At 35.6% G+C, this 16,027-nt stretch carries 12 protein-coding genes and 1 riboswitch; of the genes, 5 read left to right on the forward strand and 7 right to left on the reverse strand.

What is annotated here, in order from left to right; all coding sequences use genetic code 11:
• Nucleotides 1-24: 24 nt before the first annotated feature.
• From rpsB to rplM, 3 genes are all read right to left on the reverse strand, one after another.
• Nucleotides 25-825 carry a 30S ribosomal protein S2 gene (gene rpsB / locus FNW21_RS10335; protein WP_144256667.1) on the reverse strand — a complete coding sequence of 267 codons (801 nt, stop codon included), beginning with the start codon at nt 823-825 and terminating at the stop codon, nt 25-27.
• A gap of 178 nt (nt 826-1,003) precedes the next feature.
• Nucleotides 1,004-1,390 (reverse strand): 30S ribosomal protein S9, encoded by a 387-nt coding sequence (gene rpsI, locus FNW21_RS10340; protein WP_144256668.1) that lies wholly within the window; start codon nt 1,388-1,390, stop codon nt 1,004-1,006.
• Entirely contained in the window at nt 1,390-1,845 is a 456-nt protein-coding gene (rplM, locus tag FNW21_RS10345) for a 50S ribosomal protein L13 (RefSeq protein ID WP_144256669.1), read from the reverse strand. Before rplM ends, rpsI begins: the two co-directional genes overlap by 1 nt.
• Nucleotides 1,846-2,183: 338 nt before the next feature.
• Between rplM and FNW21_RS10350 the strand changes: the two genes are divergently transcribed.
• Nucleotides 2,184-3,212: a LacI family DNA-binding transcriptional regulator gene (locus FNW21_RS10350; protein WP_144256670.1), complete on the forward strand. Its 1,029-nt coding sequence runs from the start codon at nt 2,184-2,186 to the stop codon at nt 3,210-3,212.
• A 414-nt stretch (nt 3,213-3,626) separates the two neighbouring features.
• On the opposite strand, the gene polA is transcribed toward FNW21_RS10350, so the two are convergent.
• On the reverse strand, nt 3,627-6,476 hold the full coding sequence (gene polA / locus FNW21_RS10355) for a DNA polymerase I (RefSeq protein WP_144256671.1): 2,850 nt from the start codon (nt 6,474-6,476) through the stop codon (nt 3,627-3,629).
• A gap of 295 nt (nt 6,477-6,771) precedes the next feature.
• Between polA and FNW21_RS10360 the strand changes: the two genes are divergently transcribed.
• Both FNW21_RS10360 and FNW21_RS10365 read left to right on the forward strand, forming a co-directional pair.
• The gene (locus FNW21_RS10360; RefSeq protein ID WP_144256672.1) at nt 6,772-8,007 is read left to right on the forward strand and encodes a metallophosphoesterase; all 1,236 of its coding nucleotides are present in this window, start codon (nt 6,772-6,774) and stop codon (nt 8,005-8,007) included.
• A gap of 72 nt (nt 8,008-8,079) precedes the next feature.
• Nucleotides 8,080-8,376, forward strand: a complete 297-nt coding sequence (locus FNW21_RS10365; protein ID WP_144256673.1) for a thioredoxin family protein — start codon at nt 8,080-8,082, stop codon at nt 8,374-8,376.
• A 98-nt stretch (nt 8,377-8,474) separates the two neighbouring features.
• On the opposite strand, the gene FNW21_RS10370 is transcribed toward FNW21_RS10365, so the two are convergent.
• From FNW21_RS10370 to metK, 3 genes are all read right to left on the reverse strand, one after another.
• Nucleotides 8,475-9,089: a deoxynucleoside kinase gene (locus tag FNW21_RS10370; RefSeq protein ID WP_144256674.1), complete on the reverse strand. Its 615-nt coding sequence runs from the start codon at nt 9,087-9,089 to the stop codon at nt 8,475-8,477.
• Entirely contained in the window at nt 9,089-9,880 is a 792-nt protein-coding gene (locus FNW21_RS10375) for a hypothetical protein (protein ID WP_144256675.1), read from the reverse strand. Before FNW21_RS10375 ends, FNW21_RS10370 begins: the two co-directional genes overlap by 1 nt.
• Nucleotides 9,881-9,996: 116 nt before the next feature.
• Nucleotides 9,997-11,247 carry a methionine adenosyltransferase gene (gene metK, locus FNW21_RS10380; RefSeq protein WP_144256676.1) on the reverse strand — a complete coding sequence of 417 codons (1,251 nt, stop codon included), beginning with the start codon at nt 11,245-11,247 and terminating at the stop codon, nt 9,997-9,999.
• A 726-nt stretch (nt 11,248-11,973) separates the two neighbouring features.
• On the opposite strand from metK, the gene FNW21_RS10385 reads away from it, so the two are divergent.
• Entirely contained in the window at nt 11,974-12,177 is a 204-nt protein-coding gene (locus FNW21_RS10385; RefSeq protein WP_144256677.1) for a hypothetical protein, read from the forward strand.
• 156 nt (nt 12,178-12,333) lie between these two features.
• A riboswitch (SAM riboswitch) is annotated at nt 12,334-12,440 on the forward strand.
• Between the two features lie 76 nt (nt 12,441-12,516).
• Nucleotides 12,517-15,903, forward strand: a complete 3,387-nt coding sequence (thrA, locus tag FNW21_RS10390) for a bifunctional aspartate kinase/homoserine dehydrogenase I (protein WP_144256678.1) — start codon at nt 12,517-12,519, stop codon at nt 15,901-15,903.
• Nucleotides 15,904-16,027: the final 124 nt, after the last annotated feature.

Consider the following 16,027-nt stretch of genomic DNA (forward strand, 5'->3'; position numbering starts at 1 on the left):
AAATTTGGAATTTTAATATTTGATTTATTCTTCAGTCGCAGGGGCAACAGGAGCTTCAACTTCAACAGCTGGAGCTGCTTCAACGGCTACTTCAGCAACAGGAGTTTCGACAGCTACGTCACCTTCTTTATCAGAACCTCTATCAGAAAGTCCTTCAACGATTGCAGCAGTAACCAAAGTTAAAATTTTATCGATTGATTTAGAAGCATCATCATTTGCAGGGATAACATATTCTACTTCACGAGGATCAGAATTGGTATCAACCATTGCGAAAACTGGAATGTTTAATTTTTGAGCTTCTTTTATTGCGATGTGTTCTGCTTTGATATCAACTACGAACAATGCTGCAGGAAGTCTAGACATGTCTGCAATTGAACCTAGGTTTTTCTCTAATTTAGCACGAAGACGATCTACTTGCAAACGCTCTTTTTTAGAAAGTGTCATGAAAGTACCATCTTTCTTCATTTTATCGATAGTAGCCATTTTTTTAACAGCTTTACGGATAGTTACGAAGTTAGTTAGCATTCCACCAGGCCATCTTTCAGTGATGTAAGGCATGTTTGCAGCTTTTGCTTTTTCAGCAACGATGTCTTTTGCTTGTTTTTTGGTAGCAACAAATAATATTTTTCTACCTGATGCAGCGATTTTTTTCAAAGCGTCATTTGCTTCTTCAATTTTTGCTGCAGTTTTATATAGATTGATAATGTGAATACCATTACGCTCCATATAAATGTAAGGAGCCATGTTTGGATCCCATTTTCTAGTCATGTGTCCAAAATGAACACCTGCTTCTAGTAATTCTTTTACTTCTACTTTGTTTGACATTTTTTGTTTAGTTTACGTTCTGTTGATTAGCAATGTTCCTTTCGCTTTTAGCTTGTGGCTATTGGCTATTGGCTTCATTTAGATGCTAAACTAATTCTCGCCTCAACGAGCAACAACAACATTGTTTTTAAATTCAATAATAAACATAATCTTGTTCGATAAGAACAAGATGGTATTATTAACGTTTAGAGAATTGGAATCTCTTACGAGCTTTCTTCTGACCGAATTTTTTACGTTCAACCATTCTTGGATCTCTTGTTAATAAACCTTCTGGTTTCAAGATAGCTCTGTTTTCAGCATTTACTTCACACATTACGCGTGCCAATGCCATTCTTACAGCTTCTGCTTGACCAGTTGAACCACCTCCATACACATTTACTTTTACGTCAAAGTTGGTAGCGTTCTCTGTCATAGACATAGGTTGCAAAACTTTGTACTGTAAAGTAGCTGTTGGAAAATAGGTTGCGAATGGTTTTTTGTTTACAACGATAACTCCTGTTCCTTCTTGAACATAAACACGTGCAACAGCGGTTTTTCTTCTACCGATTTTGTGAATAACTCCCATTACTTAAGATCGTTAAGGTTAACTGTTCTAGGTTTTTGAGCGCCTTGTTTGTGCTCTGGTCCTACAACAACATTTAAATTTCTGAAAAGTTCTGCTCCTAATTTGTTTTTAGGTAACATCCCTTTTACCGCTTTTTCTACTAATAATGCAGGGTTTTTTGATTGCAATACTTTAGCAGTTAAAGTTCTTTGTCCTCCAGGGTAGCCAGTGTGACGAACGTAAGTCTTCTCGTCCATTTTGTTACCTGTAAGGTTGATTTTTTCTGAGTTGATAACAATTACGTTATCTCCACAGTCCACGTGTGGCGTATAACTTGGCTTGTACTTACCTCTCAAAATCATAGCGACTTTTGAAGCAAGACGACCTAAGTTATGACCGTCAGCATCTACAACAATCCATTCTTTTGTAGAATTGGCTTTTGTTGTTGAAATTGTCTTGTAGCTTAATGCGTTCACAATAATATATTTTAATTAAACATTCCATCCCCAATAAAGGGGTTGCAAAAGTACAATTATTTATTTTAAATACAAATACCTTAATTGATTATTTTTTTCTTGTTTCTACTCTGATTATCAAATGAATATTTAATAATAGGTGTCAACGTCTTTCTTTGAATAGTCCTTGTTAATTATGCTTTAAACATTTCTAACGGTTTGTTTTTGTAAAAAAAATGTAATTTTCATTTTTACAAATAAGAGATTTACATATCTTCGCTTAAATTTTATTCGAGTTTACCATACTATTTATTACTTTTAGAATAATTTTTAATAAAAAAACAAATACTTCTTCACTTATGAAAGCTAAAGCAACATTAAAACAAATTGCAAAAGAACTTAATGTTTCTGTTTCAACTGTTTCAAAAGCACTTAATGATAGTCCCGAAATTAGTGAACAAACCAAAGTACGTATCAAAGAATACGCCAAACTTAAAAACTACAAGCCCAATGTTATTGGGTTGAATCTTAAGAATAGAAAGACAAAAACTATTGGGGTTATTATTCCTAATATTTTGAATTCTTTTTTTGCCAAAGTATTTAGTGGTATCGAGAAAGTGGCCGATGAGAACGGATATAATGTTATTATGTGCATTTCTAATGAATCTCTGGACAAAGAGGCGCATACTCTCGAAATGTTGAGCAATGGTACAATTGATGGTTTTATTTTATCTATTTCTGAAGAAGCTCAAAAAGCACACGAATACACCCATTTCAAGGATATTATCAACGATGGAACTCCTATTGTTTTGTTCGATCGTACCACCGATGAAATCGAATGTGATAAGGTTATTGTTGATGATTTTGATTCGGCTTTGAATTCTACCCAACATTTAATTGATTTAGGTTGTAGAAAAATAGCGTTGTTTTCTTCGGTTGACAACTTAAGCGTAGGGAAATTAAGAGCTGATGGTTATTTGCAAGCCTTAAAAAACAATAATATCCCCGTAAATGACAGTATTATTTTGCGAACCGATTCCGAAGATGGTTTGAACGAAAAAATAGAAGCCATTTTTGATGCCAACACTATTGATGGTATTTTTGCACTAGACGAAGATGACTCGGTTGCTGCCTTACGTTTTGGACTAAAAAAAGGCTATTCTATTCCAGAAAATCTATCGATTATAGGCTTTGCAGATGGGATTTTAGCTTCCAGACGATTGTCACCAAGCTTAACAACTGTGAGTCAACACGGAATAGAAATAGGCGAAGTTGCTGCACAATTGTTAATAAAACGCCTAGAGTACAAAGGCGAAGAAGAACTTCCTTATGAAACTAAAGTAATCAAAACCAAGCTCAAAGAGAGAGATTCGACTAGGAAGGTGTAGTGTTTTTTTGTTCGTTAAAATTGACAAGTGAATTTAGGATTTTTATACTTTTTTAATTTTTCGAAAGGAACTAAATAGTTTCCTCACAAGCTTTCATTGCATGAGGAAAGGAGGGAGTAAATTCGATGCCTTTTTCGGTGTAAACCCAAGTTTCATCACCCCACCATCTGTCCAAATTTGTCATATCGCAAGGTTCTTCATCAGTCTCTTTTGGTTTTACAAAATGTTGCTCACTATTTATGATGGAAAATAGTTTAGGGGCAAAAAATTTCTGTCTGTATTTTACCCAAGTTGCAAAATTTTAAACTTTTAATATTTTAGATTTGACAACTTTTTGAAAGTTGTCAAATCTGCATAATATAAATCATTGTAAACACCGACTGATCACTAAAAACTAAAAACTAAAAACTAATTCTAGTGTGCTTCTAACCAATTTTTGCCCAAACCAATTTCAACATCCAGTGGAACATTCATTATAAAAGCATTTTCCATTTCGTGCTTAATCATCGGTTGAATTTTTTCTAATTCGGAGTTGTGAACGTCAAATACAAGCTCATCGTGTACTTGCAATAACATCTTCGATTTCCAGTTTTCGGCAACTAATTTTTTATGAATATTTATCATCGCAATTTTGATAATATCGGCGGCAGAACCCTGAATTGGCGCATTTACTGCATTGCGTTCCGCACCACTTTTGACCATCATATTGGCCGAATTAATATCTTTCAAATACCGTCTTCTTCCCAAAACGGTTTGTACATAGCCATTTTCTCTGGCAAAATCCACTTGGTTCGCCATATAGGCTTTTAGTTTAGGATACGTTGCATAATACGCATCAATCAACTCGGCAGCTTCTTTTCTGGAAAGCGAAGTCTGATTGCTTAATCCAAAAGCCGAAACACCATAGATAATTCCGAAATTCACGGTTTTGGCATTGCTACGTTGCTCTTTGGTCACTTCTTCTAAAGGGACGTTGAATACTTTGGCTGCCGTACTTCTGTGAATGTCTTCGTTGTTCTGGAAGGCGGCAATCATATTCTCTTCGCCAGATAAAGCAGCGATAATTCGTAATTCTATTTGCGAATAATCCGCAGAAACTAAAGTGTAATTTTCATCACGAGGAATAAAAGCTTTACGAATCAAGCGTCCTCTTTCAGTTCGAACAGGAATGTTTTGCAAGTTTGGATTATTCGAACTCAAACGACCTGTTGCAGCAACCGTTTGCATATAATCGGTGTGAACTCTGCCTGTTTTTGCATCAACTTGATTGGGTAACGCATCAATATAAGTACTTTGTAATTTTACCATTTGACGCCATTCTAATATGTCACGAACAATTTCGTTATCGTTGGCTAAATAAGATAAAACTTCTTCGCCAGTGGCATATTGACCAGTTTTGGTTTTCTTTTGTTTGGCACCGCCAATTTTTAATTTATCAAATAAAATGTCGCCTAATTGTTTGGGCGAAGCCAAATTGAATTTTTCGCCTGCGGTTTCATATATTTTTTGTTCCAAGGCATTGCTTTCGACAGCCATTTCAACCGACATCGATTTTAAGAATGGAACATCCAAATTGATTCCTTCCAATTCCATTGCTGCCAAAACAGGAATCAACGGAATTTCGATTTCGTCAAACAGTTTTTTGGTTTCGGCTTTGTCAAGAATTGGGCTGAAATTTTGTTTCAATTGATAGGTAATATCGGCATCTTCAGCAGCGTATTCTTTGATTTCTTCCAAAGCTACGTCTCGCATCGATTTTTGATTCTTGCCTTTTTTGCCAATCAAATCTTCAATCGGTTTTGGGGAATATTTTAAATAGGTTTCCGACAAAACATCCATATTGTGGCGCATATCAGGATTAATCAAATAATGCGCAATCATTGTGTCGAATAATTTTCCTTTGATTTGAACGCCGTAATGCGACAGGATTTTTAAATCGTATTTGATGTTTTGACCAATTTTTTCGATACTTTCATTTTCAAAGAAAGGTTTGAATTTATCTACCAAAACTTGTGCTTCTTCTTGATTTTCGGGAAACGGAACGTAAAACGCTTTTCCTTTTTCGAAAGAAAATGACATTCCAACCAATTCTGCATTTAAGGCATCGATTCCAGTAGTTTCGGTGTCAAAACAAATAGAGGTTTGGTTCATTAAGTTTTGCAACAATAATTTCACTGCAAAATCGCCTTGAATGCTTTGGTAAAAATGTTCGGTATTTTCTAAAGTGGCATAATGTGAACTCGATTGTACTTCACCACTATCTTCATCCGAAAAACCAAATAAGTCAAATTGATCTTCATTCGATTTTTTTGCAGGAGTCTTTTTAGTTGCTATTTCCTCATTGCTATTGAAATTGTCATTGCTATTGTCAATTGCCGTAGGGTTGTATAATTTATCAAACTGCGCTTTCATTTGACGGAATTCTAATTCCTGAAACAACGCATCGGTTTTTTCGACATCGGGTTTGGATAGTTCGTAGTCGCTATCGTTGAACGTTACAGGACAATCGAGTAGGATAGTGGCTAGTTTTTTGGATAAAATCCCCAATTCGGCATTGGCTTCAATTTTATCTTTTATAGCCCCTTTTAGCTGGTGGGTGTTGGCCAAAAGGTTTTCCATCGATCCATATTCTGCTAGGAATTTCTTGGCTGTTTTTTCGCCAACGCCAGGCAATCCTGGAATGTTATCGGCCGCATCGCCCATCATCCCTAAATAATCAATCACTTGTAAAGGATGGGTAATTTCAAATCGTGCTAAAACCTCTGGAACACCCCAAATTTCGATGCCGTTGCCCATTCGAGCGGGTTTGTACATAAAAATATTTTCCGATACCAATTGGGCAAAATCCTTATCGGGCGTTACCATAAAAACTTGGTAGTTTTGTTTTTCGGCTTGTTTGGCAATAGTTCCTATTAAATCATCGGCTTCAAAACCGGGGACTTCAATAATGGGAATGTGCATTGCCTTTAATAATTCCTGAATATAAGGAACGGCAATTTTGATGGCTTCGGGCGTTTCGTCACGATGGGCTTTGTATTCTTGGTACATTTCGTAGCGATAGGTGCTTCCGCCTTTGTCAAAAGCTACGGCCAAATGATCGGGTTTGTCCCGTTTTATAACATCCATCAAGGCATTCATAAACCCCATAATAGCGGAGGTATCCATTCCTTTGGAGTTGATTCTTGGGTTTTTTATAAAGGCAAAATAACCACGAAATATTAAAGCGTAAGCATCGAGTAGGTAAAGGCGTTTTTGAGCAGACATAAAAAAAATTTAGTCTGTAAAAATAGACAATTACGTTTTAAAAATGAATTTGTTGTTGCAATTTATAATTGCAAATAGCAAAGTAATGCGTAGTTCCTTTTTTATAGTTTAAAAAGGATTGGGTTAAGACGAAGTTAAACTTTTGGGAGTTGTCCCTCTTTATTCAAAGGTTAGTTTTAAGCGTTAATAAATGAGAGATGAAGAAATTTACTCCCTTTTTTTGCGTTAAATTTTTGATAATGTAAATCCCAAACGAATACATAAGTTGTTACTTTGTGTAAAATTTTTTAAAATAATGATTTTACGTTTACTTCTTGTAGGAATTGTTTTTTTTGTAATAGAACTTTATGCTTTTCAGGCAATTAGAACGGTAATCAAGTTGCGATGGCTTTTGACTTCGTATCAAATAATTAGCCTTTTGCTCTTTGTATTTATCCTCTATTCTTTTACCCAATTTGATCGTTCTGTAGGTCAAACCAAACAGACCATGATTACAATGGGCTTGTTGTTATTAGTTTATGTGCCCAAAATTGTGCTTACCATAGTGCTTCTGGGAGAAGATATTTTTCGGGTTGGGGCGGGAGCAGTTAATTATTTTATTGATAATAATTCGGATTCGGGGATAATTCCTTCCCGTCGAAAATTTGTTAGCCAAATAGGATTAGGATTGGCGGCCATTCCTTTTTTGTCTCTAATTTATGGCATAACCGTTGGGCGGTACAATTATAAAGTGATTAAACAAGCTATTTACTTTCCGGATTTGCCTGATGAATTTGATGGTTTTACGATTACACAAATCTCGGATGTACATAGCGGAAGCTTTGATAATCCCGAAAAAATAAATTATGCAATTGATTTAGTCAACGAACAAAATTCAGATTTAATATTGTTTACCGGCGATATTGTCAATACACATGCCAAAGAAATGCATCCTTGGTTGGCAACGTTTAATAGAATCAAACCGCATGAATTTGGCAAATATTCCGTTTTGGGGAATCACGATTATGGCGAATATGTAACGTGGTCTACTCAAATTGATAAAGACGAAAATTTTGATGCTATAAAAAATTTATACGGTCAAATAGGTTTTAAATTGCTGTTAAATGAGCATACTTTTATCCAAAAAGGAGCAGCCAAAATAGCATTGGTTGGAGTCGAAAATTGGGGACATAATTTCAAGCAAGCGGGTGATCTTGATAAAGCTTCGAAGGGTTTGGTCAAAGAAGATTTCAAAATCCTTATGAGTCACGACCCAAGTCACTGGGATCATGTGGTGCAACACGACCAGAAACATTTTCAATTAACGCTTTCGGGACACACACACGGCATGCAGTTTGGGATAGAAATTCCTGGGTATTTCAAGTGGAGTTTGGCACAATATGTCTACAAACAGTGGGCTGGATTGTATTCCAATTTGGGGCGTTATGTGTATGTAAACCGTGGGTTTGGGTTTCATGCCTATCCCGGTCGAGTGGGTATCATGCCCGAAATAACTGTTATTCAGCTAAAAAAAGGTGAAAAAACAGCATAATTACTTAAAAACGCTATATTTGTAATTGTAATATGGCTACGAAAGTATAAAAAAATTAAACATTTTTGGTTTATGTCAAAATTTGGAGAACTTATAAATGCTAGAATCCCTGTGTTAATAGACTTTTACACGGATTGGAATGAATCATCGGTAGCAATGCATCCAGTAATAAAAGATGTAGCGGCAGCACTTGGCGATAAAGCCAAAGTGATTCGGATTGATGTTGATAAAAATCAAGAATTAGCCGAAGCCCTGCGGATTAAAGGATTGCCCACTTTAATGATTTATAAGGAAGGGCTTATGATCTGGCGACAATCTGGGGAACTCGATGCCAACACCATTATAGGACTCGTTCAAGAACAAATTTAGATTCTTTTTGGGTTTCTAATTTGTGTATAAAACAGCATAAAAACAGCATATTGAAATCCTTTTCAATATGCTTTTTTTATGATAAAAATTGTTCGATATTAAAATAAACCATTCAATTCAGCATCGATTCTATTGATGATATTCCCTAAATCTTCTGGATTGTCCACAAAATTAATGTTGTCCACATCTATAATCAATAATTTTCCTTTGGTATAGGAATGAACCCAAGCTTCGTACCTTTCGTTCAAGCGACTCAAGTAATCTATGGAGATGGAATTTTCATATTCACGACCTCGTTTGTGAATTTGCCCAACTAAATTAGGAATGGAACTTCTTAAATAAATTAATAAATCAGGCGGTTTGACCAGCGATTCCATCAATTCAAAAAGGGAAGAATAATTTTGAAAATCACGATTGGTCATCAAACCCATAGCATATAAATTGGGTGCAAAAATATGCGCATCTTCATAAATGGTTCGGTCTTGGATAATTTTTTTGCCACTTTCTCGAATTTGCATCACTTGACGAAAGCGACTATTTAAGAAATATATTTGCAAATTAAAGGACCAACGTTCCATTTGATGGTAAAAATCATCCAAATACGGGTTGTCAACTACGTCTTCAAAATGTGGTTCCCACTTGAAATGTTTCGCTAATAAACGGGTTAATGTTGTTTTTCCAGAGCCTATGTTTCCTGCTATTGCTATGTGCATTACGGTAGTATGATTTTATAATTGGTAATTCCTTCGGATGTAAAAATAGCTAAAATTTGGTCTTTGTAATAGCATTTTTTAAATGATTTTTCTGGTATTTCAATGGTGGTTTTTTGCTTTTTTTGAATGTCTTCAAAATACAAATGCCCCTCTTTGGTATATATCAGTTGTGTTTGATTTAGAAACTGAATGCTATCAAAATTCGATATTTTTTGTTTAAAAGTAATGGTGCCAAATAGATCACAGGCATACCAATTGTTGTTTTTGTCTATCCAATAAAAAGTATTAAAATCCGATTGGTATAACTTTATGCTTTCTGGAAATGAAGTCGAAATGGTCTTGTAGTCTTTTTTTAAATAATCAAATAACCCTATTTGTTGGTTCAAACTATTGTAAATCCAAAACTGGTTTTGGGCGGCAATTCCCATTGCTGATACCACAATTGGAACACTATTTTCCGAAAAATTTATTTTCTGGCTCTCATTAAATTGATTGTCAATAATCACAATTGTATTGAAATTTTCGTAAAAAACAACCACTTTCAAAGGGTTTTGTAAATCAACGGCAGTTATTTTTCCTAGTGAGACATTTTTATATTCAAATGTTGCATCCGAATTGGTTTTAATGAGCACATTGTTTTTTATCCAATAATAAAAACCAAAGGAGTCAAAGCCCAAAAACGTATCGGCTGTAACGGCAAAGGTGTTTATTTTGACGGCTTCAATTTTTGGAATTTGTCCCAAAACCAAAGAAAAAGAGAACATGAATAGCAGGAAAAGCAGTTTTTTCATAAGTGTACCAAATTACAAAAAAAGCACTTTGATTTTTAGTGCTTTTAAATTTAAAGTAAAAAAAAACCATTCGAACTAGCCGAATGGTTTTTGAGAAATGTATTTTTTTGAAAGAATTACAATCCAAAAGCAGTTTTCACCTCGTCTACAAAATCTAATTTTTCCCAAGTAAACAATTCAACAGTAACTGTTTTTTCGTTTCCACCTGGAGCAGAGAATGTTTTGGTAACCGTTTCTGGTGTGCGTCCCATGTGACCGTAAGCCGCAGTTTCACTGTAAATTGGGTTTCTTAATTTCAAACGTTGCTCGATAAAATACGGACGCATATCAAAAATGGCTTCTACTTTTTTGGCAATTTCACCATTAGTTAAATTCACTTTTGAAGTTCCGTACGTGTCAATAAAAATCCCCATAGGTTTTGCAACTCCAATGGCGTACGATACTTGTACTAAAATCTCATCGGCAACACCTGCAGCAACCAAGTTTTTGGCAATATGACGTGTAGCATACGCAGCACTTCTGTCTACTTTACTTGGATCTTTTCCAGAGAATGCGCCACCACCGTGAGCTCCTTTTCCACCGTAAGTATCAACAATGATTTTTCGTCCTGTCAAGCCTGTATCTCCGTGAGGCCCGCCAATTACAAATTTCCCTGTTGGGTTAATGTGGTATTGAATAGCATCATTAAATAAATGAGCGTGCGTTGGGTTTTTGGCAATGATTCTAGGAATCAAAATGGTAACAATATCGTTTTTGATTTTGGCAAGCATCGTTGCTTCTTCGTCAAAATCATCATGTTGTGTCGAGATTACAATGGCATCAATACGCGTTGGTTTGTTGTCATCGCTGTATTCTAGCGTTACTTGCGATTTTGCATCAGGACGCAAATACGTGATTTCGTTATTTTCACGTCTCAAAACGGCTAATTCTTGCAATAATTTATGCGACAAATCAAGTGCCAATGGCATGTAATTTTCGGTTTCATTGGTAGCGTAACCAAACATCATTCCTTGGTCACCAGCACCTTGTTCTTCGGGGTTTTTTCTATCTACACCTTGGTTAATATCAGCAGATTGTTCATGAATTGCCGAAAGGATGCCACAAGAATTGGCTTCAAACATGTATTCGCTTTTGGTATACCCAATTTTACGAATCACATCACGAGCAATTTGTTGTACGTCAAGGTAGGTATTGGATTTTACTTCGCCAGCCAAAATTACTTGACCAGTTGTTACTAGCGTTTCGCAAGCTACTTTCGAATCAGCATCAAACGCCAAAAAATTATCAATCAATGCATCCGAAATTTGATCTGCAATCTTGTCAGGATGTCCTTCACTTACAGATTCTGACGTAAATAAATAAGCCATAATAATTATAGTTTTAAAAATTAAGTGAGGAAAAAATAATTGCTAGAAAAGACTAAAGTAGTGTTCCTGCTTTAGCATTTTTTCTACTGAAAATTTTTCAGCATCCATAATGAATTCGTTTCATTATGAAGAGGTTGCAATCAGTTCAAATTTTTCCTCTTGTATTCGGGTGCAAATGTATGAAACGATTTTGAATTGCAAATTAAACTTAACTTTTTTTTTGAGGTCAAAAGAATGTCGTTTTGAATCCTCCAAGAAATGACCGCTTTACCAAATTGTTATTGGACTATTAATTTATTGAAATTTATTTGGATATCTAAATTATAGTTTGCACATTTGTTACATCAAAGAAGCAAAGATGAATTTAAATGTGTGTAATATGTCAAAAGCCATTCAGGAAAAATCCTGTGGGACGCCTATTGCTTAATTTTAAACTTTAAAATATATAGTAAAAGCTTCCCAGATAACGGGAAGCTTTTTTTTTTGAATAAATTTCTAAATACAATAATAAAATGAACAATTTAAACCAGCAATTAATGAATGCCACTACTGTCAAATCGATGATTTGTGCTAGTGTCGTGATGTGTATTCCCGTCTGTTGAATCCAAAATAAAGTATAAGTTCACTACAACTTAAAACCCTTTTGGATTCGTGTCTAAAAGGGTTTTTTGTTTACAAGAAGAAAAATAAAAAATAAAATAGCAATCCCAATAAATTCCAGAAATCATGAAAGCAATAAGAGTATTATCAAAAGCAACAGCACGATTGGAAAGGTGGAGAACCAATTCAAAAGCAATCAGTATCAATAATTATGAATTGACCTACACCAAGTTTGGGTTCAATTTGAAAGCGGTGACTACGCCAAATAAAGCAACCGATTCCTTGTTGACGCAAATGTATTCCGATGAAAATGAAGCACTTTTTATTTAAAAAAAAATGTTTCTGTTTCAAGATCAGCTCTAAAAAAGGATTGCTTCGGTTGCTTTTTTAGAGTTGATTTTAAAAATAGGAATCAAGACTTGAAAAATTTGGTTCTTAAAAAAAATAGTAGTTAATTTGCATCTTTAAGTTCACACACGTATTGAAATGTTATAAAGAAAGCTCGAGGGAATAGACCCATTGAAAGCTTAGCAACCCTTCGCCAACCCGAAGAAGGTGCTACATTCTATCCGCCACAACGGAGAAGATAACGCCAAGAATACCTAATTCTTCTCTAATTTTTCTTTATACTATTTCCAAATACAAATCAAAATAAAAAAGATTTGACCATTGGAAAATAAACCAACACCTATTATAATTCAAGATTTCACTACCGAAAGTGGTGCTTTTTATCCTATCATTAACTTAAGTTTTCAAGTTTTTGGTCAGGAACTACATACGGCTCCCATTATTTTAATCAATCATGCCTTGACGGGAAACTCCCAAGTTATTGGCGAAAACGGGTGGTGGAACGACTTGATTGGGGTTGATAAAACAATTGATATTCGTAAATATACGATTCTTTCGTTCAACGTTCCCGGCAATGGGTTTGACGTCCATACGATGGAGAAGTATCTAGATTTTAATGCTCGAGATATTGCTCGGATTTTCTTGGAGGGGATTCGGTTTTTGAATATTGAACGAGTTTTTGCTCTCATTGGCGGTTCCGTTGGTGGCGGAATTGCTTGGGAAATGGTCGCTTTGGCACCTAAAATCACTCAAAATTTTATCCCAATTGCTACCGACTGGAAATCTACGGATTGGCTTATTGCCAATTGTTATTTGCAAGAACAAATCCTGACGAATTCCCGCAAACCTATTGAGGATGCTCGCATTCACGCCATGTTGTGTTACCGAACGCCAGAATCTTTCAAAGAAAAATTTCAACGCAATACCAATGACCAACTCGAATCCTTTAAAGTCGAAAGTTGGTTGAATCATCATGGCGAAAAACTCCAAAAAAGATTCCAACTCTCCGCCTACAAAATGATGAATCAGTTGCTCAAAACGATTGATGTTACTCGGAATAGAACGTCATTTGAGTCGATAATTGCCCAAATTGATGCCGATATTTATATTATTGGAATCAATTCCGATTTGTTTTTTACGGCCAATGAAAACCGAGAAACCTATTACGAAATAAAAAAATTCAAAAATAATGTGTTTTACAGCGAGATTGATTCGCAACACGGACATGACGCTTTTTTGATGGAATACGAACAATTAGACAATTTGTTAGAAGTTGTTTTTAAAAATAAAAAACAGATGAAAATATTAAAATTCGGAGGAAAATCATTATCCAACGGCGAAGGCATAAACAAAGTTTTAGATATTATTAGTGACAAAACTAGCCAAGGAGAATGCATTGCGGTTGTGGTTTCGGCAAGAGGAAATGCCACCGATGAGTTGGATGATATTTTGACCATTGCGGGCAAAAATGGCAATTACAAACCTTTGCTGGAAAGCTTTAAAAGCTATCAGCAGGATGGTTATGTGAATGTGAATTTATCCGAAGAGTTTGCTGTATTAGACAAGCTTTTGGAAGGGGTAAGTTTGATTGGCGATTATAGCGACAAGATTAAAGACCAAGTTTTGGCTCAAGGCGAATTGCTTTCGGCCAAATTAATTGCGGCTGTTTTGAACGAGAAAGGAATCAATGCCCGCTTTACGGATGCGAGAGAATTGATAAAAACCGATTCGAAATTTGGAGATGCCCAACCTTTGGAACAAGTGTCTAAAAAGAATGTGATTCAGTTTTTTAAAGAAAATAATAAAACAGTAAATATCATTACAGGTTTTATAGGTTCCAATAGCAAAAACGAAGCGACAACTTTGGGACGAAATGGGAGCAATTATACCGCTTCGTTAATTGCAAATTACCTCAATGCCGAAGAATTACAAAATTACACCCACGTTGACGGCATTTATACGGCAAATCCCGACTTGGTTTTGGATGCCAAAAAAATAGACCATTTGTCGTTTAACGAAGCGAATGAGTTGGCAAATTTTGGTGCGACTATTTTGCACGCCAAAACGATTATTCCGTTATTAGAAAAAAATATTCCACTCCGAATTTTAAACACGTTTAATCACGAAAACAAAGGAACGCTGATTACTTCGAATTCGAGTAAAGAAGGAATTAAGACCCTTTCGGTGCTTGAAAACGTGTCGTTAGTTAATCTTGAGGGACGAGGATTGTTAGGAAAAACAGGGGTTGATGCTCGTATTTTTAAAGTAATGGGCGACCACGATATTAGCGTAAGCATTATTTCGCAAGGATCATCAGAACGCGGTATTGGGCTAGTTGTAGCGGCAGATAAAGCCACAACGGCAATGATTGAACTGGAAAAAGAATTCGAAAATGATTTCTATTCCAAGGATGTCAACAAAATTACGGTTACGGATAATGTATCGGTTATTTCGATAATTGGTCAGGATTTGAGCACGTTTCACAAGCCTTACACGGCACTTATTAAGAATAAAATTGTTCCGATTTTGTTCAATAATACGGTTACAGGCAAAAATGTGAGTTTGGTGGTGCGAAAATCCGAGTTGAATAAGGCTTTGAATGTGATTCACGGAGAGATTTTTGGTGTTTCTAAAAAAATAAATATTGCCATTTTCGGTCACGGATTGGTGGGAGGAACGTTGATCAATCAGATTCTAGAATCGGCAGCAGCCATCGAAAAACGAAAAGGAATTAAGTTGAATGTGTTTGCGATTGCGAATTCCAAAAGTGCCTTGTTGAACAAAGAGGGCGTTTCCCCCAATTGGAAAAGCGAAATTCAAACCAATGGTTTTTCATACACGATTCAGGATGTTATTGCGTATGCCAATGAGCACCATCTAGAGAATTTAATAGCCATTGACAACACAGCAAGTGCGGCATTTGTAGAAAATTATATTCCGCTAGCCGAAAGCAGTTTCGATTTGATTTCATCAAATAAAGTGGCGAATACGTTGAGTTATAAATTCTACAAAGATTTGCGAAAAGTATTAACAGATAATCAAAAGAATTATTTGTATGAAACCAATGTTGGTGCAGGATTGCCACTTATTGATACGATAAAACTATTGCATCTTTCGGGCGAAAACATCACCAAAATAAAAGGTGTTTTCTCGGGAACATTGAGTTATTTGTTTAATAATTTCTCTGCCAAAGACGTACCGTTTAGCGAAATTTTGAAAGAAGCCATCGATAACGGCTACACCGAACCTGACCCAAGAGAGGATTTATGCGGGAACGATGTGGGCAGAAAATTGCTGATTTTGGCTAGAGAATTGGACTTGCAAAACGAATTTGAAGAAATCAACATTCAAAACCTGATTCCAGAACAGTTGCGCAAAGGTGATGTTTCGGATTTCTTGAATAAATTAACGGAATTTGATCCTATTTACAACCAAATAAAAGCCAACCAAAAACCCAATCACGTCTTGCGATACATCGGGGAATTGTCGGGCGATTTACAAAACGACAAAGGAAACTTGGAAGTAAAATTAGTTTCCGTACCTTCGGATACCGCTTTGGGTGGCTTGAAAGGCTCGGATTCCTTCTTCGAAATTTATACCGAATCGTATGGAGATAGACCCATCGTAATTCAAGGAGCAGGCGCAGGATCCGCAGTAACTGCGAGAGGTGTTTTTGGAGATGTTTTGCGATTATCGGAGAAAGGATAAAGATTTCAGATTGTAGAGTAACGATTTTTGATTTCAGATTTTTGAGCCATAAATAATTAACAATTAAATGAAAAAAAACATAATATTTATAGTTTTAGATGTAATTGCACTTATTGTATTTGTA

Origin of the sequence: Flavobacterium restrictum (genome assembly GCF_007097245.1) — a bacterium.
Classification (GTDB): domain Bacteria; phylum Bacteroidota; class Bacteroidia; order Flavobacteriales; family Flavobacteriaceae; genus Flavobacterium; species Flavobacterium restrictum.